Raw genomic sequence first — 20,797 nt, forward strand, 5'->3', positions numbered from 1 at the left:
GGACGATGCGTACGCGAGGACTGGCGAGGATGCGCGGCTGGGGTGGAGCTGGCGCCATGGCGGTGGCCTGCGCACTCACGGGCTCCCTCGTGCTCGTGCTGCCGCAGGCCGGCGGTGCGGCCGGGTCCGGCAAGGACGAGGACCGCGTCTCCCAGGGCTCCGCGGCCGCCGCTCCGGCCCGCGCCAAGGAGTGCGAGACCCCGGAGGAGAGCCTGTCGCCCAGCGGCAAGGACGGCCCGACGATCGAGGACATCCGCAACCGCAAGGTCAAGAAGCTCATCGTCGGCGTCGACCAGAACAGCTACCGCTGGGGCTATCGCGACCCGAACAAGAAGACGGCGACGCTCGAAGGCTTCGACATCGACCTCGCGCACAGGATCGCCGAGGACATCCTCGGCGACCGCGACGCCGTGCTGTTCCGCGCCATCCCCACCAACCAGCGCGTCAAGGCGATACAGAGCGGCCAGGTCGACATGGTCGTGCGGACCATGACGATCAACTGTGACCGCAAGGAGGATGTCGCCTTCTCCACCGCCTACTTCAAGACCGGCCAGCAGGTCCTCGCCCCCAAGTCCTCGGACATCACCGGGTTCGACGACACACTGGACGGCAAGAGGGTCTGCTCCGCGAAGGGTTCCACGGCTCTCACCCAGCTGGGGGAGCTCAAGAAGAAGAAGGTCATCGACGCCGACATCTCGACCACGGTCCCGAACCAGCTCGACTGTCTGGTGCGGCTCCAGCTCGGTGAGGTGGACGCCGTCGTCACCGACAGCGCGCTCGCCGCCAGCCAGGCCGCGCAGGACCCGACCGTCGAACTCAAGGGCGACGAACCGCTGAACACCGAGTACTACGGCGTGGCGATGAAGAAGCCGGAGAACGGCAAGGACGACCTGGTGCGCCGGGTCAACCAGGTCCTGGAGGACTATCGAAAGAGCGGCTGGCAGAAGTCGTACGACAAGTGGCTGAAGCCGGGCCTCGGCGAATCGGCGGGTCCGCCCGCCCCTAAGTACAGCGACTGATCCTGACGTGCACGGCAATTCAGAGCGGAGAGGTGATCGATGAGCGTCGCGGGACCCCCCGGTCCTGTGATGGACCGGGACGAGGTGGACCGTGCGCTGGCGCGGCTCGACGCAGAGCACGAGGCGATCGAGACCTCGCTCCTCGCCCTTCAGGATCACGCGGGCCGACGCCTCCTCGAAGGCGCCGGTCTCACCGGCACCACACAGGAGCGCTGGCAGTCCACCGAGCAGCAGATCACGCTTCTCTGGGCGTACTTCGACGCGTACGCCGACGCCCTGCGCACGGCGCACGAGGTGCGGGCCCGCAGACGCTGGCCCAACAGGGACGACCTGGTGGAGCTGACCGAGCTGCTGCGCGGTGAGAGCGTCACCGTCGCCGGCGGCGCCGCCCCCGCGCCGTCGGCCTCGATCACCGGCCCCGCCAAGCTCACCGAACGCTTCACGCTCATCGACCTCGTCGCGCGGATGAACGACCTGTACGCGCACTCGCTCGACATGGTCGTCGCCGCGGACGCGGTCTGGTCGGCGCTGCCCGCCCGGATAGACCTCCTGGCGGCCGAGCTGCACCGCACCCGCCAGCTCGCCCACTCCGTGGGAGTGCGCCCGGGTGAGCACCCGGCGGGCGACGACCTGGAGCGGATCACAGCGGAGCTGACCCGCCTGCGCGAGCAGGTGGTGTCCGATCCGCTGGCCTTCTGGCAGCCCGCGCGGGGCAGTTCGGCCCCCGGCGGCGGCCGTCCGCACACCGAGCGGTACGACCGCGAGGCCCGCGCCCTGGAGGACGTGCGCCGGGAGATCGACGCGGTGCTCACCGTCCGGCAGGACGCCGAGCTGCGGCTCGGCAGGCTCCGTGACGTGCTCTCGCGCGCGGACCGCACGCTGGCGGAGGCACGCTCCGCGCGCGGCGAGGTCCTCGCCAAGATCGCGGCGTCCGAGGTGCCCGCCGTCAGCGGCCCCTCGACCGCGCTGCAGGAGCAGCTCGCGATGGCGTCCGACTACCGCAGGCACGCCCAGTGGCACCGGCTCTCGCCGCTCCTGGAGTCCCTGGAGCAGAAGGCCGAGGACGAACTGATGCGCGCCCGCGAGTCGTTGACGGCCGTCACCCAGCCCCTCGCGGTCCGCGCGGAGCTGCGCGGCCGGCTCGACGCCTACAAGGCCAAGGTCGGGCGGCTCGGCTTCGCCGAGGACCCCCTCCTGGTCGAGCGGTACGACGCGGCGCGCCGGATGCTGTGGAGCGCGCCCTGTGATCTGCGCGTCGCCGAACAGGCGGTGCTTCGTTATCAGCAGGCGGCCGCCGAGGTCCTTGCGTCAAGGGTCCCGCAACAGGGCGGTCCCACCGACCGGAGGGGGGAAGCATGAGTGAGCAGCGGAAGTGCCAGCGACCCGGATGTGCGGGGTCGTACGAGGACGTGGGCTGCGGCGAGCTGTACTGCGACACCTGCGGCATGGCCCCGGTCGTCTCGCCGACGGGCATGGTGTCCTCTCCCCCGACCGGCGTCACCGGCGGCGGCAAGGGCTCGAACAGCAGCAGCTCCCGGTCCAGTTCGCGTGCCTCGTCCCGCTCGTCGCGTTCGTCGCGCTCCCAGTCCTCGCGCCGGTCGGTGTCGGGGCGGCTCTCGCGCTCGCTGTCCGGCAGCTCGACGTCCCGCTCGGTCTCGGTGCGCAGCTCCGGCTCCGGGGCGGCCACGTCGGCCCGCAGCAGACTGGGCGTGGGCCTGGTGCAGGTGCCCGAGGTGCCGCGCCCCGATCCGCGCCAGGCGGTGCAGGAGAACCCCGAGGTGCCCGAGCGGAAGCGGTTCTGCTCGCGCTCCGACTGCGGGGCGCCGGTGGGCCGCGCGCGCGGTGAACGGCCGGGACGCACCGAGGGGTTCTGCACCAAGTGCGGCCACCCGTACTCGTTCGTGCCGAAGCTGGCCGCCGGGGACATCGTGCACGGGCAGTACGAGGTCGTGGGCTGTCTGGCGCACGGCGGACTCGGCTGGGTCTATCTCGCCGTGGACCGCGCGGTCTCCGACCGCTGGGTGGTCCTCAAGGGCCTCCTCGACACGGGCGACCAGGACGCGATGGCCGCCGCGATCTCCGAGCGCCGCTTCCTCGCGGAGATCGAGCACAGCAACATCGTCCGCATCTACAACTTCGTCGAGCACCTCGACCAGCGCACGGGCTCCATGGACGGCTACATCGTCATGGAGTACGTGGGCGGCAAGTCCCTGAAGGAGATCGCCAACGAACGCCGCACGCCGCTGGGCAAGCGCGATCCGCTGCCCGTCGAGCAGGCCTGCGCGTTCGGCATCGAGGCCCTTGAGGCGCTCGGGCATCTGCACAGCCGCAATCTCCTGTACTGCGACTTCAAGGTCGACAACGCGATCCAGACCGAGGACCAGCTCAAGCTGATCGACATGGGCGCGGTCCGCCGCATGGACGACGACGAGTCGGCGATCTACGGCACGGTCGGCTATCAGGGCCCCGAAGTCGCCGAGCTGGGCCCCTCGGTGGCTTCCGACCTGTACACGGTGGCGCGCACCCTGGCCGTGCTCACCTTCGACTTCCAGGGCTACACGAACGTCTTTGTGGACTCCCTGCCGGACCCCGACAACATCGAGGTCTTCCGTACGTACGAGTCGTTCTACCGCCTGTTGGTGCGTGCCACCGACCCGGACCCGGCCCGCAGGTTCGCCTCGGCCCAGGAGATGGCGGAGCAGCTCACGGGCGTCCTGAGGGAGGTCGTGGCCCTCCAGTCGGGCCGGCCGCGGCCCGCGCTCTCGACGCTGTTCGGGCCCGAGGTGAAGGTCACGGACACGGAGCTGTTCGCCGAGCTGACCGGCGACGTCTCGCAGTTCGGGGTGCGGGTGCTGCCCGCGGGCCGACGCAACGGACGTGCCGGACCGGCCGCGGGCAACGGCCAGGGCAAGGCCAACGGCACGGCGGCGATCGCACCGCCCGCGCCGCCGTCCGCGCCGCCCGCCGTGCGGTCGGCCGCCCAGCCGCCGGTGCCCCCGGCCGCCCCGCCCGCCCGGATCGTCCGCACGCTCGACGCCCCCGCGACGGCTCTCGCCCTGCCGGTGCCGCGCGTCGACCCGAACGACGCGAACGCAGGGTTCCTCGCCGGGCTCATGGCTTCCGCGCCCGCCGAGCTGATCACCGCGCTGCGGGCCGCGCCCACCGACTCCGTGGAGCTGCGGCTGCGCGGCCTGCGGGCCCGGCTCGCGATGGGTGAACCGGACTCCGCGGCCCAGGCGCTGGCCGACCTGGAGGTGCAGCATCCGGACGACTGGCGGGTGGTCTGGTACCGCGGCATCGCCTCGCTCGCCACCGGCGACCACGAGAACGCGGCGCTGTCCTTCGACGCCGTGTACGACGCGTTCCCCGGCGAGCCCGCGCCCAAGCTGGCCCTGGGCGTCTGCGCGGAGGTCCTGGAGCAGCTGGACAACGCGGCCGAGTACTACCGCCTCGTGTGGGCCACCGACCCGAGCTATGTCAGCGCGGCGTTCGGCCTGGCCCGCGTACAGCTCGCGTCGGACGACCGGCGCGGTGCCGTGCACACCCTGGAGTCGGTGCCCGAGTCCTCGATCCACTACACCGCGGCCCGCGTGGCGGCGGTGCGGGCGAGGCTGCGGCACCGTATGACGTTGGCCACCGCGCCGTCGCCCGGCGCGCTCTTCCTCGACGATCTGACGGCCGCGGCGGGGCAGGTGGAGGCCCTCGCGGGCTTCGGCCTCGACGCGGTGCGCCGCGAGCGACTCTCCACCGAAGTCCTTGGCAGCGCGCTGGACTGGGTACTCTCCGGTAGGCACTCTGGTCACGCTTCCACCCCGCCGGCGGCACCCGCCGCACCGGCAGGCGGATCGCGGACCGTGCTGCTCGGCAGCGACCTGGACGAGCGCGGCCTCCGGTTCGGTCTGGAGCGCTCGTACCGAACGCTTGCCCGGCTCGCACAGGGTGGCGAGGAAAGGATCGAACTGGTGGAGCGGGCCAACCGTTTCCGCCCTCGGACGTGGGTGTGAAGATGTCACAGATGCACCAGCAGACTGCCGGGGCAGGCACGTGCCCCGGCTGCGAAGAGCCGCTGGAATCGGGTGACCTGTTCTGCGGCGCGTGCGGGTACGACCTGTCGGCGCGGCCGGCCGGGTCGGACGACCGCCCCACCGTCGCGATGAACGGCTCGTCGCCGGCGCCGCAGCCCGGCGCCTCGTCGCAGTGGCCCGTCGCCCCGGACGTGGACAGCTCCGACATGCCGGTGCCCGTGCACCTGCCCACGGACCTGCCCGTCACGGAGTCGTCGGGTGGCGAGCTCTCCCCGAACGCGGGGGAGGTGCGGACGGACGCCCCCTTCGCCCGCCCCGCCGAGCCGGACGAGTACCCCCTGCCCGCCCCCGGCGCCGCGCCGGAACCGGAGCCCGCCGATCCGCGGGCGGTCCTCTCCGAGCCCACGCCGCCCGCGGGCACCAAGCTCTGCGTGGCGTGCCGTTCGGGCCGGGTGGACCCGGACGGCTACTGCGAGAACTGCGGGCACGCCCAGCCGCGCGAGCGCGACCACATGGAGCAGGAGCTCGACGCGGTCGCCGCGGTCAGCGACCGGGGTCTGCGCCACCACCGCAACGAGGACGCGTTCGCGATCTCGTCGGCCGCGCTGCCGGACGGCTCCCCCGCCGTCGTCGCGATCGTCTGTGACGGCGTCTCGTCCGCGACGCGCCCCGACGAGGCCTCGCTCGCCGCGTCCCGCGCGGCCAACGAGTCGCTCCTTGAGGCCCTGCCGCGCGGCACGCACCCGCAGCAGGCCATGCACGACGCGATCCTGTCGGCGTCCGACGCCGTCAACGCCCTTGCCGCGGAGCCCACTCAGGCCAGGGAGCACTCCCCGCACCAGAACGCGCCCGCGTGCACGCTCGTCGGCTCGATCGTCGCCGGTGACCTCCTGGTCGTCGGCTGGGTCGGCGACAGCCGTGCCTACTGGGTCCCCGACGACCGCACCGGTCCGACGGTCCGGCTCACCGAGGACGATTCGTGGGCCGCGCAGATGGTCGCCGCGGGTCTGATGAACGAGGCGGAGGCGTACGCCGACGAGCGCGCGCACGCCATCACGGGCTGGCTCGGCGCCGACGCGTACGAACTGGAGCCGCACACCGCTTCCTTCAAGCCGGATCGCGCGGGTGTAGTGGTGGTGTGCACCGACGGGCTCTGGAACTACGCGGAAGCGGTGGAGGACATGGCACGCGCCGTGCCCGTCGACTCCGCCGTGCGCCCGCTGCACAGCGCCCAGGTCCTGGTCGGCCACGCGCTGGACGGCGGGGGCCACGACAACGTAACAGTGGCGATTCTGCCGTTCCGTGTCGTGCCGCAAGGGGCAGGATCCGCCTAGTGAAGGCCCCCGCCATGGGGAGCCGACCACGCGCACTTGTCACCCGCCGGCTTGGGGAAGCCGGTGGGAACGTCTAGGGGGAGCAGGGATCCATGGCCAATTTCTCGAAGTCGAACGTGCCGCAGTTCTCGGTCGACGTGTACCAGAACGAATACCTCCCGGAGGGCGGCCGCGAGGTCAACGCGATCGCCACGGTCACCTCGACGGGCGGTGGCACGGTGGGGGCCGCCGTGAGCGCCCCGCACCTCTATGCGGCGGGGCAGACCCCGGACGCGGCCGTGGCGATCATGGTCGACTGTTCGGGCTCGATGGACTACCCGCCGACGAAGATGCGCGGCGCCCGCGACGCGACGTCCGCCGCGATCGACGCCGTACGTGACGGAGTCCACTTCGCGGTGATCGGTGGCACCCATGTCGCCAAGGAGGTCTATCCGGGCAACGGCCGCCTCGCGGTCGCGGACGCGCAGACCCGGGACCAGGCCAAGCAGGCGCTGCGCAAGCTCAGCGCGGGCGGTGGCACGGCCATCGGCACCTGGCTGCGGCTCGCGGACCGGCTCCTCTCCTCGGCCGATGTCTCCATACGGCACGGGATCGTGCTGACGGACGGCCGCAATGAACACGAGTCACCCGAGGACCTGCAGGCCTCCCTCGACGCCTGCGCGGGCCGCTTCACCTGCGACGCCCGCGGTGTCGGCACCGACTGGGAGGTGAAGGAGGTCACGGGCATCGCCTCCGCGCTGCTCGGCACCGCCGACATCGTCGCCGACCCCTCGGGGCTCGCCGCCGACTTCACGCAGATGATGGAGGCGGCGATGGGCAAGGAGGTCGCCGACGTCAGCCTGCGGCTGTGGACGCCGATGGGCTCGGAGATCAAGTTCGTCAAGCAAGTGGCGCCCACGGTCGAGGAGTTGACGAGCCGTCGCACGGAGGCGGGGCCGCGGGCCGGTGACTATCCCACCGGGTCCTGGGGGGACGAGTCCCGCGATTACCACATCTGTGTCGAGGTGCCGGACGCCGAGCTCGGCCAGGAGATGCTCGCGGCCCGTGTCTCGCTGATCGTGCCGCAGCCGGACGGCAGCGCCCAGACGCTCTCGCAGGGCCTCGTCCGGGCGGTCTGGACGGATGACATGTCCGCCTCCACATCGATCAACCCGCAGGTGGCGCACTACACGGGCCAGGCGGAACTGGCCCAGGTGATCCAGCAGGGCCTCGATGCGCGCAAGTCGGGAGATATGGACGGAGCAACGGCCAAACTGGGTCGTGCCGTTCAGCTCGCGAGCGCCTCGGGAAACGAGGACACCGCGAAGCTGCTTTCGAAGGTGGTCGACGTGGTCGACGCCGTGGCAGGTACTGTTCGATTGAAGGCGAGGGTTGCCGAGGCCGACGAGATGACTCTCGAGACGCGGTCCACGAAGACTGTTCGCGTGAAGAAGTAGCACCACCCATACGCACCACCCATACCCATCAGTAGCCCCACAGCAGCACGTACGGCCCTCGGGCCGGAGAAGGAGAGGGGGAAGCGCCGACATGCCGACCTGCCCGAACGGACACCAGTCGGGTTCCGACGACTGGTGCGAGGTCTGCGGTCACCGCATGGCCGGAGCCGTACCGCCTCCTCCCCCGCCGCCACCGGCCGCGCCCGGCTACGGCTATCCGCCGCCCGGCCCCGGCCAGGACGCCGGGTACGGATACCCCCAGCAGGCCCCCGGCCGTCCGCACCTGTCGGCCGTGCCGGACCAGGCCGCCGAGGCCGAGCTCTGCCCGCAGTGCCGCACGCCCCGCGAGGCGAGCGCGCCGTTCTGCGAGGAGTGCCGCTGGAACTTCCTGACGAACACGGCGACCTCGTACACTCCGGCCGCCCCGCACCCGCCGACGCCGAACCCGGCGCAGCAGTTCCAGCAGCCGCCCGGCCAGCAGCCCCACGGCACCCAGCCCGGCCAGGACCCGTTCGGCTACCAGGGCTCACGGCCCTCGCAGATGAACCGGCCCGCCGAGCCGATCCCGCCGTTCGGCAACGGCAACCCGCAGGGCCAGGTGCCCCCGCCGTACAACGGCGACGCGCCCCCGCCGCCCTACAGCGGTGACCCGTCGGGCCGGCCCCCGCAGTCGTTCCAGCAGCAGGGTCCGCCGGCGCCGCCCGCGTTCCCGCAGGAGACGGGGACTCCGCCGCCTCCGCAGCAGCCCGGCCCGTCGGGTCAGGGCGGCCCGTCCTTCGGCGGCGACGACGACTGGATGCTCCCGCCGCCCTCGCAGTCCTCCCCGGCTCCCGGTGCCCCGCAGGCTCCCGAGCGGGGCGAGTGGGTCCGCCAGCCGAGCCCTCAGCCGACGCAGGCGCCCCAGGGTCCTCCCGGCTATCAGGCGGTGCCCGGTCCCAGCACCGGCACGGTCACCTGGTCGGCGACGATCGGTCCGGACCGTGAGTACTTCATGGCGATGATGCACCGCAGCGGTCCCGAGGCATCGGGCCTGAACCTGCCCGCGTACTCGCCCGAGCAGCAGCGCCCGCTGGCCGGCGACCAGATCACCATCGGCCGCCGCAGGCACTCCACCGGTGACACCCCGGACATCGACCTGTCGGTGCCGCCGGAGGACCCGGGCGTCTCGCACCAGCACGCGGTCCTGGTCCAGCAGCCGGACGGCAGCTGGGCGGTCGTCGACCAGAACTCGACCAACGGCACCACGGTCAACAACGGCGAGGAGCCCATCCAGCCGTTCGTCCCGGTGCCGCTCCAGGACGGCGACCGGGTGCACGTGGGCGCCTGGACGACGATCACGATCCGGCACAGCTGAGCGGCGGAGCACAGAGGCTCACACGAGTGGCCAGGCGTACGGCCCTTCGGGGTCATCCAGCCAGGCCCACTCGTGCGGGCCGCTCACGCTGACCCCGAACCGCTCGCGCACCGGCCGGTCCTCGCGCTGCCACAGGGCGAAGGTTTCGTAGGGATCGAGGCTCCCCGCGGTCAGCTCGAGCAAGAAGCGGAAGAGTTCGTTCTGCAGGGCCCTGCGCGGCAGCCCCCCGAGGTGCTGCTCGTGCGGGGCCCTTCCGCTGCCGCCCCGCAGCGGCACGAAGTACGCGGGGGTGTGCAGGAAGCGGCCCTCGGCGTGCTCGGCGTCCCGCACGGTCAGCGCGATCAGGCCGGTGGCCAGCGGGGCCAGGACGCGGGCGCCGGGGCGGCACTGGGCCAGCCAGGGGCGCGGCACGGAGGTCAGGGTGCAGGTCGCGATGATCCGGTCGTACGGAGCGCGCTCGGGGCAACCCGCGGCGCCGTCACCGGTGACCACGGCCGGGCGGTATCCGGCGGCCGTGAGATGCCGCCGCGCGGACTCGGTGATCTCCGGGTCCAGGTCGACGGTGGTGACGTGCTCCTCGCCGAGGCGGTGGGCGAGCAGGGCCGCGTTGTAGCCGGTCCCCGCGCCGATCTCCAGGACGTCGCAGTCCCCGTCGGGCAGCTCGAGCTCCCCCAGCATCTTCGCCATCAGGGAGGGCTGACTGCTGGACGAGAGCAGCTCTCCGTCGCGTACGCGGGTGGCGAGCGGGGCGTCCGCGTAGGCGCCGCGCAGCCAGCGGGCCCGGCGTGCGGGGTCGGGGTCCTCGCCCCAGAGGCGTTCGTAGCCGCCGGCCGACGAGGTGACGTAGTAGTACGGCACGAACAGGTGCCGAGGGACCTGCTCGAACGCCGCGCGCAGCCCGGGGTCCCGCGTCCAGGCGCCGCTCGCCCCGATCTCACGCACCAGGGCGGATCCGGCCTCCGCCGCGAGCAGTGGGTCGACTGTGGGTCCCATATAGCCACTGTGCTGCGGTATGGCCCACGATGCGAGCCGCGGGACGTAGCGATCCGGAGGAGATCGGTCCCGGTGCGAGGGCCGCCGGGCCTGATCCGGATGACCCCGGTCCTAAGTCTTCCGTCCTCGGCCGTCCCGTCTGAGACCATGGACGGTGTGATAGAGATCCCGCGCGGCACGCTTCAGGAGCAGACCTTCTACGAACAGGTCGGCGGCGAGGAGACCTTCAGGCGCCTGGTGCACTTCTTCTACCAGGGGGTCGCGGAGGACCCGCTGCTGCGGCCGATGTACCCGGAGGAGGATCTGGGCCCCGCCGAGGAGCGCCTCGCGCTGTTCCTCATGCAGTACTGGGGCGGCCCCCGCACGTACAGCGACAACCGCGGCCACCCCCGGCTGCGGATGCGCCACGCCCCGTTCACCGTCGACAGGGCCGCGCACGACGCGTGGCTGAAGCACATGCGGGCCGCCGTCGAGGAGCTGAAGCTCTCCGAGGAACATGAGCGGACGCTGTGGAACTACCTGACGTACGCGGCGGCGTCCATGGTCAACTCCGAGGGCTGACGGCTCCCCTTCCATTGCTGCTGGCCGCCACGCTCGTGGCCGTCCTCCTCACCACGGCGGTCCTGGCCACGCTCACGGCGTTCTCCGGCTTCATCGGGGACGTGGCACTGCGGCACGGCCCGCGCACGGGACCGGACTGCCGGTGGGGCTGCGGTCCCTGGCCCGTTCGGGGCCGTACGCACTGCCGGGGGGCCGCGAGGGCGACGAACGGGAGCTCACGCATTACGCGGCGCTCGACCGCTCCAGGGTCCGCCTGACCAAGGGCAGTTGGCCCGCCGCGTACACGGCGTCGCTGGAGATGCGGGACAGGGTGGCGCTGGAGCTCGAACGGGATCACATCGGGGTGTGGCCGGACGGGTCGGGCGACGCGAAGTGACGTGGGAGACGCGACGCGACGCGGGCGGGCTCCAGCAGACGAGGGTTACGCAGGCGTGACGAGAAGCCCGCCGACGCCGGCACCCGCCCGGCGCACGGCGATCGACCCGTAGTTCGTGCGCAGCCGCAGCCACGCCCCGGAGGACAGCAGGTCGAGCGAGTCCCCCCGCAGGAACCCGAGGGCCTGCGCGGCATGCGCGGCCCGCACGGGCAGCCCCGTGTCCCCGATGGTCCGGGACCAGATCTCCCGCCCCAGCTGGTCGAGTTCGGCCCGCACGCGCCGCTCCTGCGGCAACTCCTCGACGCGGGACTTGAATTCGGCGACCGCGGCCGCCACAAGACCCCGTACGGCGTCCGCGGGCGGAAGTCCCTGCTCCGGCTGCCAGCCGCCCCGCGGCGGAAGAACCCCGGCCCACGGCGGCCCGGTGACGGCCTGCGGCACGGAGGCCACGCCCGCCGACTCGACGGACTCCGCCGACTCCCCCACGGATTCCAGGAGTTCACCGGCGGAGACGGTGACGTCGAGCGAGGAGTCGAGGCCGTGCTCGTACGGCTTCGCGAGGCGCGCCGTACGGATGGCGAGCACCTCGAACGACGGCGGGCGCCCGAACACGGCGAGGGTGTCCCCCGCCGCCTGCAGCCGCACCGCCGCTGCCTTGTCGTAGTGGATCAGCCGGGCCAGGAAGGCGGCGAGATCCCCCGCCTCCCCGGCGTCGGCGAAGTGCAGCTGCGCCGTCATGCGACGAGCGCCTCCGTACCCGCGGTGTCGTCGCCGTCGTCGTCCATGTAGGTCAGGAGCACGGCCTTCTCGTCGGCGGTGATCCGCCGCGGCCGCTGCGCCTCCAGGTTGAACGGGACGACGATCGTCGAGGCCCGCACGTACACCTGCTCGGGGTCCTTGACCTCGTACGAGATGGTGAGCGAGGCAGCGCCTATCTTCGTCACCCACGACTCGATGGTCACCGGCGAGTGCCGATGGACCAACGGCCGTACGTAGTCGATCTCATGGCGGGCCACGACGGACCCGCCCGAGAACGACGGGCTGCCGTCCCCCGGTGCGAGCCGGAACATGAAGTCGATCCTCGCCTCTTCCAAGTACCGCAGGAAGACGGCGTTGTTGACGTGCCCGAAGGCATCCATGTCCGACCACCGGAGGGGGCAACTGTAGATATGCCGACTCATGTCAGTCTCAGCCTCAGTCTTCTCAGCCTTGGTCTCAGCCTCGGGTGAGCTTCTTGTAGGTGGCGCGGTGCGGACGGGCCGCGTCGGCACCGAGCCGCTCGATCTTGTTCTTCTCGTACGACTCGAAGTTGCCCTCGAACCAGTACCACCGGGAGTCACCCTCGTAGGCAAGGATGTGGGTGGCCACTCGGTCCAGGAACCACCGGTCGTGGGAGATCACGACGGCGGCACCGGGGAACTCCAGGAGCGCGTTCTCGAGCGACGACAGGGTCTCGACGTCGAGGTCGTTCGTCGGTTCGTCGAGGAGGAGGAGGTTTCCGCCCTCCTTGAGGGTCAGCGCCAGGTTGAGGCGGTTGCGCTCACCACCGGAGAGCACACCGGCGGGCTTCTGCTGGTCCGGCCCCTTGAACCCGAAGGCGGAGACGTAGGCGCGCGAGGGCATCTCGACCTGGCCCACATTGATGTAGTCGAGCTCGTCACTCACGACGGCCCACAACGTCTTCTTCGGATCGATGTTGGCGCGGCTCTGGTCGACGTACGAGACCTTGACCGTGTCGCCGATCTTGATCTTGCCGGAGTCCGGCGTCTCCAGGCCCTGGAGCATCTTGAACAGCGTGGTCTTGCCGGCGCCGTTCGGACCGATGATGCCGACGATGCCGTTGCGAGGCAGCGTGAAGCTGAGGTCGTCGATCAGAACCTTGTCGCCAAAGGCCTTGGAGAGATTCTCGACCTCGACGACGATGGAACCGAGCCGCGGGCCCGGCGGAATCTGGATCTCCTCGAAGTCCAGCTTCCGCATCTTGTCGGCCTCGGCGGCCATCTCCTCGTAACGCGCGAGGCGCGCCTTGGACTTGGCCTGACGCCCCTTGGCGTTGGACCGCACCCACTCGAGCTCGTCCTTGAGCCGCTTGGCGCGCTTCTCGTCCTTGCGGCCCTCGACCTTGAGGCGGGTCTGCTTCTTCTCCAGGTACGTGGAGTAGTTGCCCTCGTAGGGGTGGGCGCGACCGCGGTCGAGCTCAAGGATCCACTCGGCGACGTTGTCGAGGAAGTACCGGTCGTGAGTGACGGCGACAACGGCGCCCGCGTACTTCGAGAGGTGCTGCTCCAGCCAGTTCACCGACTCGGCGTCGAGATGGTTGGTGGGCTCGTCGAGGAGGAGCAGGTCGGGCGCCTCGATGAGGAGCTTGCAGAGCGCGACGCGGCGCTTCTCGCCACCGGAGAGGGTGGTGACGGGCCAGTCGCCGGGCGGGCAGCCGAGCGCGTCCATGGCCTGCTCGAGCTGGGCGTCGAGGTCCCACGCGTTGGCGTGGTCCAGGTCCTCCTGGAGCTTGCCCATCTCTTCCATGAGCGCGTCGGAGTAGTCGGTCGCCATGAGCTCGGCGACCTCGTTGAAGCGCTTGAGCTTGCCCATGATCTCGGCGGCGCCGTCCTGGACGTTCTCCAGGACGGTCTTCGACTCGTCGAGCTCCGGCTCCTGCATGAGGATGCCGACGGTGTACCCGGGCGAGAGGAACGCGTCACCGTTGGACGGCTGCTCGAGACCGGCCATGATCTTCAGCACCGTGGACTTACCGGCGCCGTTGGGGCCCACGACACCGATCTTCGCGCCAGGGAGGAAGCTCAGGGTGACGTCATCAAGAATCACCTTGTCGCCGTGCGCCTTGCGCGTCTTGCGCATGGTGTAGATGTACTCAGCCAAGAGAAACCGTCCGGCAATCAGTGAGTGGGCAGATACACCCCATCTTGCCTGACAGCCACCTCCCGGAGGAAACCAGTATGGTCCCGGGGCCATGACCTGGACGTTCACCGGTCACTTGGGTAATCGATGTGTCACTGCCTGTCGCTACAGGTCACTGGCGGGCGACCTCGCACGGCCCGGAGACGGTCCGGCCGCGATCGTCAGCGACAGCCCGACCCGTCCGGTTCCGCCTCCGAACCAGCGCGACTGCCGCGCGCCCGGTCAGCGATTCCCTGCAGCGCAACGAGCTCCCCCAGGTCGTTCGAGGCCATGACCTGAGCCGGACGCCCGGCCACCGCCACGACGTCCGGCCAGCCGGTTGCCCGGAGCCCCGCCCGGCAGTTATGTAACTGCCGGGCGGGCAGGTCGTGGTTCAGTCTTCCGTCGGCTCCGGCGGGGTCTTCTTCTTGCGGAGGAAGAACATTGCCGCCGCGCCGAGTACGACCAGCAGGACCGCTATTCCGGCGATCTTCGGGGTGGCGTTGGAGCTGCCCGTTTCCGCGAGGTCGCCGGTGCCTATGCCCGTGCCGCCTGCTGATGCCGGGCTCGGGTCGGATACCGGTGCTGTTTTGTTGTCGATCACGCTGCCCTCGGTCCGGCAGTCGAGTACGCCCTTGAACCGCTTCTCGAAGCCGTTCGGGCCCTTGATCGTGAAGTCGTAGGCCTGGTCTTCCTGGAGCGGGATCGTCACCGTCCGGGACGTGCCGGCCTCGATGGTGTGCTTGAGGCCCATGAGGCGGAAGGTGAACGGACGGTCGCCCTTGTTGCTCGCCGTGATGTCCACGCCGCTCTTGGCGCAGTTCTTCTCCGCGGACAGTGCCGGTATCGCGCCGTCCTTGGCCCAAGTGGCGCTCGCCGTCGCGGAGACGGTGGACTCGCTGGAGCCCGCGAGGATCTGCGTCTGGCTCCTGGTCTCGGAGGCGAAGGCGCGGCCGACCGGAATCGTGGTCGACGCCTGCACGGCGAGTGCCGCTGAGCCGTCCGGGGTGTCCTTGGGGACGTCGAAGAACAGCTGGCTTCCGTTAGCCGCGGACGTGACGGGCTTACCGTCCTTGCCGACGACCTTCACCCCACTCGCTGCCGTGTCCGCGGGCGGGGTGACGGACACGGCGTCCGCGTCCGTCCGCACGGTGACCGGACCCAGTCGCTCCCCCGCGTGCCCGGAGACCGCGGGCGGGTCGAGGGTCAGCGAGGCCCTGGGCTCCGCCGCGCCGCGCGCGCTCTTGTAGAGGTAGTCGGCGAGCTTCTCGGCCTGCGGGTCGACCGCGTCCACCGCGGCGCCGTCCGAGTAGCGCCAGATGGCCACCTGCGTACCGGCCGCCGCCGCCTGCTCGGTGAGCGCCCGTGCGCCCGCCTTCCTCGCCAGCGCGGCCAGGTCGTTCACCTGGGGGTAGGAGTTCTGCAGGATCCAGCGGATCCTGCCCGCGTCCTTGTTGCCGTTCAGCGACGTGCCGCTCCAGGGGGTCTCCTGGTACTTCGCGTCCTTCTGCGTGGGGTTCTGGATGTCGATGCAGTACGTCTGCAGCGTGCCGCCGCCGTCCACGGACATCTCGAAGAGGCCTGCGGGCACCTGCTGGCTCGTCCCGTCCTCACGGATGACGGCCTGGTCGTACGTCTGGAGCCCGCCCAGCGTCGCGACGGCTCCACCCCGGCTCTGCGGGGCCTCTTCCGCCGCGGCGGGTCCCGCGGTGGCTATCGCCCCCGCCGCGAGGGCCCCGGTCGCCAGCGTCACCGCGGCGAGGCGCGTGGCACCTCGTCTCCCCCGGGTCGGGGCAGAGAACGCAGAGAACGCACGACCCCCGGAGGACCCGGGAAACGCAGAGAACGCGGAAAACGCCGCACACACAGAACGCGCAAAAGACACAGAATTCCCCTCCGGGCGGGACCCGTTCACTTCGAGGGGGGTGGTCCCGCCAGCAGATTGAGGGGGCAGAATCACCTGCCACCTGCGTGGCAACCACTACCAACTGCCCCGTTAGCTACCTTCGGCATCCTAGGGACGCGGCACACCACGGTCCCCCGTCCTGCCGTTCGATAACCGATCCGACTCGGAATCGTTATCGCCAACAACCTTTCCGAACTGGGCTTATCGACAAATCAATCGCTCCCAGTCGGCCATATGCCGCACATCGGTCGCCCCCCTCCCCCGGGTCCCCTGGGTCCCCCGGCCCCCTGGGTCCTCATCTCACACTGACGGCCCATCACCCCACCGGCTCGGGCTCGGGCAGCGGCTCGCGCGCCGCCGCATCCGCACCCGCATACGTATCCGTCAGCGCCGCGTTCGCCTTGAGCACGCGGCGGAACGCAGCCGTCCCGCGCGACAGGTCGTGGCCGATGGTGGTCGCGTCGATGTCCGCCGACGTCCAGTGCTGGCCGCCCCGTTCCTCGTCACGCACCTTCAACTTGCCCTGCACGATCACGGGTTCGCCGATCGCCAGGGACCCCTGCACATTCGATCCGAGCCCTCGCCTCGCCCACACCGTGAAGAAGTTGGTGTGTCCGTCCGTCCAGACGTTCTGCACCGCGTCGAAATACCGCGCCGTCACCGCGAGCCGGAACCGCGCCACCGGCCCCGAGGGCAACTCCCGGAACACCGGCGTCGTCGCGACGTTCCCCACCACCGTCACCATGGTCTCGTTCATGCCGAACCCCTCCCTCGTCCACTCCGCTTCGCCGCCGCGGCGGTCGATCCCGCGGCTTCGATCTCAGAGTGGACCGGTCGGCACGATCCCGCTGAGCCCTGTGGTCTACCGGGCAGTTGTGGAAAACTCCCTCACCCGAACGGGGCCCCGCGGCGTCACCGAGGGGGCGGATCATGTGAGGCGAGGCAGGCGAGGCCCCCCGCTCAGCCGACAACCGCCCCCGTCACCCGCACGTACTGCTCCCGCACCTCCAGATACCGCAACAGCTCCGCCGCCACCGGATCCAGCACCCTCGCCCGCCCGCACCCGGCGGCCGCCTCCCGCAACCGTCGTTCCGCGTCCGCGCCGTAGCGTCGTGCCGGCCCCCGTGCCGCCATCCGGCTCCCCCACTCCACGCAGGGGCCGCCCACGATCCCGGCCAGCATCAGCAGCACCGGCACGCCCAGGTTCGGTACCGCGATGCCGATGATCTGAGCCACCAGCCAGAGCCCGCCGACGACTTGGAGCATCGTCATCGCCGCCTGGGCGAAGACCGCGACCGGCCACCATCCGGGCCTCGGAGGTCTTCCCTCCGGTACGCCGGCCGAGACCGTCAGCTCGTCCAGGGCCTCGGGCAGCCCCTCCGCGCCCCGCACCGCCGCCTCGCGAACGGCCTGGCCCCAAGGCTGGGGCAGGCCCGAAGCAGCCTCGTCGGCCACCGTGCGCACCGCGTGCTCGACGCGCTGCCGGGCCGTGGCCTCCTCGTCCGCGGGCTCCCGCGTCGCGGGCCAGCCGACGTTCAGGGGCGAGCGCTGGGCCTCGTACCAACGCCACAGCCGCAGCCAGGGGGTGCCGCACGCCTTGCCCGCGTTGCGCCGCCAGGCCCGTTCCGCGGCCTGCCCCGCAGCCGCCGCGCCCACCGCGTCCGCGAGCCGGTCGGCGAACTCCTCGCGCGCCTCTTCGCTGAGCCCGATCCGCACTCCGCCCCGGCCCCCGTGCGTCCCTGCCCCGGCGGCGTACACCGGCCACAGCTCATCGGCGGCGGCGTCCAGGTCGGCCGCGATCCGCCGGGCGGCGGCGCCCCGCTCCTTGGTGAACTGGCCGAGGGAATCGCGGAGTTCATCGACTCCCTCGCCGGTCAGAGCGGAGAGGGAGAGCACGGTGGCCCCGGGTTCGCCGTGCTCGCCGAGGGCGATGCCGTCCTCGTCGAGCAGCCGCCGCAGATCGTCGAGCACCTGGTCGGCGGCGTCGCCCGGGAGCCGGTCCACCTGGTTGAGCACGACGAACGTGACCTCGGCGTGCCCCGCCATGGGCCGCAGATAGCGTTCGTGGAGCATCGCGTCGGCGTACTTCTCCGGGTCGACGACCCAGATGACCGCGTCGACGAGCGCGAGGATCCGGTCCACGTGCGCGCGGTGCTCCCCGACCGCCGAGTCGTGGTCGGGCAGGTCGATCAGGACGAGCCCCTCCAGGGTGTTCAGGTCCGGGCCCTGGAGCGGGCGTCTGCGCAGCCGCCCCGGGATGCCGAGCCGGTCCAGGAGCCCCGCGGCGCCGTCGGTCCAGCTGCACCCGATGGGGGCCGCCGTGGTCGGCCTGCGAACGCCGGTCTCCGAGATCGTCACCCCGGCCAGCGCGTTGAACAGCGTCGACTTGCCGCTCCCCGTGGCACCCGCGATGGCCACGACGGTGTGCCGTCCCGAGAGCCTGCGCCGGGCCGCGGCCTCGTCCAGGACCCGTCCCGCCTCGGCGAGCGTGGCGCTGTCCAGGCGCGTGCGCGAGAGCCCGACGAGTTCACGCAGGGCGTCAAGCCGGGCGCGCAGGGGCCCTTCGTACGCGGTCGAGATGCCGGAGGAGGTACTGGATGAGGCACCGGATGACGTAGACGTACCGCAGTACGTACTGGATGACGCAGACGTACTGGAGGGTGCAGACGTACCGGAGGGTGCACCGGACGGCGCAACGGACGGCGTAACGGATGGCGCGCCGGACGGTCCTCCGGAAGGCGCACCGGACGAACTCGTGGCGCCTCCGCGCCGCGCGATCAGCCCGTCGTCCCAGACGCCTTCGGAGGAGCCATGACGAGCCTCTCCGGAGGCGGGGGTCTCCCCGGCCGTAGAGGTCTCTCCGGCGTTACGGGCCTCTCCGGGAGTGCCATCGGTGCTGCTCGGCTTTGCGGGAGGCTCGTCGCGCTCTCGCTCGTGCTCGGTGTGATCAGTGACGGCAGTCACCGCGGTCACCTCTCCTTCTGCAGTACGGACAGCGCGGCGATCAGGTCGGCCTGGGGTTCGGGGTTCACGTCGAGGCGGTCGAGAGGGGCGAGGCGTCGCTCGCGCTCCGCGTCCAGGACGTTGTCCAGGTAGGTGGCGAGCAGTCGGCCGCCCCGGTCCCGCAGCCGGAGCGCTCCTTGGGCGCCGATCCGCTCGGCGAGCGTCTCGCCCGCCGAGCGTCCGCGGGCCCCGCCGAGCAGGGCCGTGGCGAGCAGGGCGGCCACCATCTCGGGGTCGGGCACGAAGTTCTTCTCGATCCGGTCGAGCTCGCGGACCTCGTCCTCCGCGTACTCCTCCAGGACGCGTCGCCAGCGCCGTACCGCCATCCCGATGCGGTGCTCGGCGCTCTCGGCGCCCTCTGCGCTCTCGATGGACCGCTCGCGCCCGCCCAGCCCGGGGGCGGCGGAGGCCGGCTCACGGCGCCACGCCTCGTCGATCCGCTCGTCGGCGGCGGTCACCGCGCACAGCAGGAGCGCCTCCAGGCTCTCGGCGACGGCGTCGAGGAGCTCGCCGGGGCCGCAGTCCAGCGGATAGCTGCGCCACCGCTTCAACGCGTCGCCCGCGAGGACGGCTCCCGCCTGCAGACGTTCCCGCACGCGCGCGTGCTCGTGTCCGTACGCCTCGTCGACGGCGGAGGTGAGCCGCAGTGCGGCCGCGTACTGGAGGGCGACGGCGGCCGCGATCTCCGGCACCCGCACGTTGAGGGACTGGATGACGCCATGTGCCGTACGCGCGATGGCCTGCGCCCTTGCCGTGGGTTCCTGGGACCGGTGGGTGAGCCAGGCCCGCAACGGCGCGACAGCGGTGGAAGGCAGCAGTCCGCCGCCGCCCGTGGACTCGGGCAGCTCGGGCACGGTGAAACGCGGCACGTCGCCCAGGCCCGCCTTGAGGAGCAGCGCCCCGTACTGCCGCGACACCTCGGCCACCAGCTGGTGCGGCACCCGGTCGAGGACGGTGACGAGGGTGGCGTCGTGCTCCTTGGCGGTACGCAGCAGATGCCAGGGCACGGCGTCCGCGTACCGGGACGCGGTGGTCACCATGACCCAGACGTCGGCAGCGGAGATCAGCTCGGCGGCGAGGATCCGGTTGTCGGAGATGAGGGAGTCGACGTCGGGGGCGTCCAGGAGCGCGAGCCCCTGGGGCAGGGTCTCCGAGGTCTCGATGCGCAGCGCGCGCTCGCCCTCGGGCCCGGGCGGCAGCAGGTCGTCGCTCCCGTCGTCCTCGTCCTGGGTGCCCGAAGGCTCCGGACGGGGCACCCACACGCGCGTGAGGTCGGGCAGTACGCGCATGCCGGCGAACCAGTGATGGTCCTCCGGATGGCATACAAGGACCGGCGTACGGGTCGTCGGCCGCAGCACCCCCGCCTCGCTGACCTGCCGCCCCACGAGGGAGTTCACCAGGGTGGACTTGCCCGCCCCGGTGGAACCCCCGATCACGGCGAGCAGCGGCGCTTCGGGGGCCCGCAGGCGGGGCACCAAGTAGTCGTCGAGCTGGGCAAGGAGCTCATCCCGGTTGGCACGCGCGCGTGGCGCCCCCGCCAAGGGGAGCGGAAAGCGTGCGGCGGCGACACGCTCGCGCAGGGCGGAGAGTGCGTCAAGCAGTTGAGGCCGTACGTCCAAGGTCACCACATGCGAAGAATGCCCAATTTTGACGGGTTTCTGAAGCATATGGACACCCCTGCGCGCCGATCGGACACATGGGATGGAAGGGGCGACTGGGGCACAGGCATAACGAGTGCACAACACCCGGGGCGTGAGACGCCAAAAGCGCTGCGAGATTCGCACCTGCCTGCGATTATCAGGACCGCTTCACTGAACCTCCACATAGTGCCGCGGAGGCGAAGCACCAGGGACAAGGACCCGGGAGCCCTATCCTTGTCCCCGGCAAGGTCA

General features: G+C 71.3%; 15 protein-coding genes and 1 pseudogene. 8 read left to right on the forward strand and 8 right to left on the reverse strand.

Annotated features, from left to right (window positions below):
• Nucleotides 1–5 precede the first annotated feature (5 nt).
• The 6 genes from AB0E78_RS24020 (at nt 6) to AB0E78_RS24045 (ending at nt 9,168) form a co-directional block, all read left to right on the forward strand.
• Nucleotides 6–1,019 carry a glutamate ABC transporter substrate-binding protein gene (locus AB0E78_RS24020; RefSeq protein WP_361835976.1) on the forward strand — a complete coding sequence of 338 codons (1,014 nt, stop codon included), beginning with the start codon at nt 6–8 and terminating at the stop codon, nt 1,017–1,019.
• Nucleotides 1,020–1,058: 39 nt separating this feature from the next.
• Nucleotides 1,059–2,378 (forward strand): hypothetical protein, encoded by a 1,320-nt coding sequence (locus AB0E78_RS24025; protein ID WP_361835979.1) that lies wholly within the window; start codon nt 1,059–1,061, stop codon nt 2,376–2,378.
• On the forward strand, nt 2,375–5,023 hold the full coding sequence (locus tag AB0E78_RS24030) for a tetratricopeptide repeat protein (protein ID WP_361835981.1): 2,649 nt from the start codon (nt 2,375–2,377) through the stop codon (nt 5,021–5,023). Before AB0E78_RS24025 ends, AB0E78_RS24030 begins: the two co-directional genes overlap by 4 nt.
• A 2-nt stretch (nt 5,024–5,025) precedes the next feature.
• On the forward strand, nt 5,026–6,378 hold the full coding sequence (locus tag AB0E78_RS24035; protein ID WP_361835984.1) for a protein phosphatase 2C domain-containing protein: 1,353 nt from the start codon (nt 5,026–5,028) through the stop codon (nt 6,376–6,378).
• Between the two features lie 92 nt (nt 6,379–6,470).
• A complete protein-coding gene (locus tag AB0E78_RS24040) occupies nt 6,471–7,814 on the forward strand; it encodes a VWA domain-containing protein (RefSeq protein ID WP_361835987.1) in 1,344 nt (447 codons plus the stop codon).
• Nucleotides 7,815–7,905: 91 nt separating this feature from the next.
• On the forward strand, nt 7,906–9,168 hold the full coding sequence (locus tag AB0E78_RS24045; protein WP_361835990.1) for an FHA domain-containing protein: 1,263 nt from the start codon (nt 7,906–7,908) through the stop codon (nt 9,166–9,168).
• An 18-nt stretch (nt 9,169–9,186) separates the two neighbouring features.
• On the opposite strand, the gene AB0E78_RS24050 is transcribed toward AB0E78_RS24045, so the two are convergent.
• Nucleotides 9,187–10,161 (reverse strand): methyltransferase domain-containing protein, encoded by a 975-nt coding sequence (locus tag AB0E78_RS24050; RefSeq protein ID WP_361835993.1) that lies wholly within the window; start codon nt 10,159–10,161, stop codon nt 9,187–9,189.
• 147 nt (nt 10,162–10,308) lie between these two features.
• On the opposite strand from AB0E78_RS24050, the gene AB0E78_RS24055 reads away from it, so the two are divergent.
• Nucleotides 10,309–10,722 (forward strand): globin, encoded by a 414-nt coding sequence (locus AB0E78_RS24055; protein WP_361835995.1) that lies wholly within the window; start codon nt 10,309–10,311, stop codon nt 10,720–10,722.
• Nucleotides 10,719–10,996: pseudogene (locus tag AB0E78_RS24060) on the forward strand (hypothetical protein); the annotation flags it as partial. The gene AB0E78_RS24055 and the pseudogene AB0E78_RS24060, both read left to right, overlap by 4 nt.
• A 147-nt stretch (nt 10,997–11,143) precedes the next feature.
• On the opposite strand, the gene AB0E78_RS24065 reads toward AB0E78_RS24060, so the two are convergent.
• The 7 genes from AB0E78_RS24065 to AB0E78_RS24095 form a co-directional block, all read right to left on the reverse strand.
• Nucleotides 11,144–11,836 (reverse strand): hypothetical protein, encoded by a 693-nt coding sequence (locus AB0E78_RS24065; RefSeq protein ID WP_361835998.1) that lies wholly within the window; start codon nt 11,834–11,836, stop codon nt 11,144–11,146.
• Nucleotides 11,833–12,279 carry a thioesterase family protein gene (locus AB0E78_RS24070; RefSeq protein WP_361836001.1) on the reverse strand — a complete coding sequence of 149 codons (447 nt, stop codon included), beginning with the start codon at nt 12,277–12,279 and terminating at the stop codon, nt 11,833–11,835. The genes AB0E78_RS24065 and AB0E78_RS24070 overlap by 4 nt, the downstream gene beginning before the upstream one ends.
• Before the next feature lie 34 nt (nt 12,280–12,313).
• Nucleotides 12,314–13,978 carry an energy-dependent translational throttle protein EttA gene (ettA, locus tag AB0E78_RS24075; protein WP_361836004.1) on the reverse strand — a complete coding sequence of 555 codons (1,665 nt, stop codon included), beginning with the start codon at nt 13,976–13,978 and terminating at the stop codon, nt 12,314–12,316.
• A 412-nt stretch (nt 13,979–14,390) separates the two neighbouring features.
• The gene (locus tag AB0E78_RS24080) at nt 14,391–15,749 is read right to left on the reverse strand and encodes a Cys-Gln thioester bond-forming surface protein (protein ID WP_361836006.1); all 1,359 of its coding nucleotides are present in this window, start codon (nt 15,747–15,749) and stop codon (nt 14,391–14,393) included.
• Between the two features lie 469 nt (nt 15,750–16,218).
• Nucleotides 16,219–16,659, reverse strand: a complete 441-nt coding sequence (locus AB0E78_RS24085; RefSeq protein WP_361836009.1) for a single-stranded DNA-binding protein — start codon at nt 16,657–16,659, stop codon at nt 16,219–16,221.
• A gap of 203 nt (nt 16,660–16,862) precedes the next feature.
• Nucleotides 16,863–18,875: a GTPase gene (locus AB0E78_RS24090; protein WP_361836012.1), complete on the reverse strand. Its 2,013-nt coding sequence runs from the start codon at nt 18,873–18,875 to the stop codon at nt 16,863–16,865.
• Nucleotides 18,872–20,533, reverse strand: coding sequence for a dynamin family protein (locus AB0E78_RS24095; RefSeq protein ID WP_361836015.1), 1,662 nt, complete (start codon nt 20,531–20,533; stop codon nt 18,872–18,874). The genes AB0E78_RS24090 and AB0E78_RS24095 overlap by 4 nt, the downstream gene beginning before the upstream one ends.
• Nucleotides 20,534–20,797: the final 264 nt, after the last annotated feature.

Source organism: Streptomyces sp. NPDC032198 (genome assembly GCF_040636975.1).
Lineage (GTDB): Bacteria > Actinomycetota > Actinomycetes > Streptomycetales > Streptomycetaceae > Streptomyces.

Excerpts from the sequence above, each read along its gene's own strand:
- AB0E78_RS24020 (WP_361835976.1), top strand. The coding sequence starts at position 6 with ATGCGTACGCGAGGACTGGCGAGGATGCGCGGCTGGGGTGGAGCTGGC.
- AB0E78_RS24025 (WP_361835979.1), top strand. The coding sequence starts at position 1,059 with ATGAGCGTCGCGGGACCCCCCGGTCCTGTGATGGACCGGGACGAGGTG.
- AB0E78_RS24030 (WP_361835981.1), top strand. The coding sequence starts at position 2,375 with ATGAGTGAGCAGCGGAAGTGCCAGCGACCCGGATGTGCGGGGTCGTAC.
- AB0E78_RS24035 (WP_361835984.1), top strand. The coding sequence starts at position 5,026 with ATGTCACAGATGCACCAGCAGACTGCCGGGGCAGGCACGTGCCCCGGC.
- AB0E78_RS24040 (WP_361835987.1), top strand. The coding sequence starts at position 6,471 with ATGGCCAATTTCTCGAAGTCGAACGTGCCGCAGTTCTCGGTCGACGTG.
- AB0E78_RS24045 (WP_361835990.1), top strand. The coding sequence starts at position 7,906 with ATGCCGACCTGCCCGAACGGACACCAGTCGGGTTCCGACGACTGGTGC.
- AB0E78_RS24050 (WP_361835993.1), bottom strand. The coding sequence starts at position 10,161 with ATGGGACCCACAGTCGACCCACTGCTCGCGGCGGAGGCCGGATCCGCC.
- AB0E78_RS24055 (WP_361835995.1), top strand. The coding sequence starts at position 10,309 with ATGGACGGTGTGATAGAGATCCCGCGCGGCACGCTTCAGGAGCAGACC.
- AB0E78_RS24065 (WP_361835998.1), bottom strand. The coding sequence starts at position 11,836 with ATGACGGCGCAGCTGCACTTCGCCGACGCCGGGGAGGCGGGGGATCTC.
- AB0E78_RS24070 (WP_361836001.1), bottom strand. The coding sequence starts at position 12,279 with ATGAGTCGGCATATCTACAGTTGCCCCCTCCGGTGGTCGGACATGGAT.
- AB0E78_RS24085 (WP_361836009.1), bottom strand. The coding sequence starts at position 16,659 with ATGAACGAGACCATGGTGACGGTGGTGGGGAACGTCGCGACGACGCCG.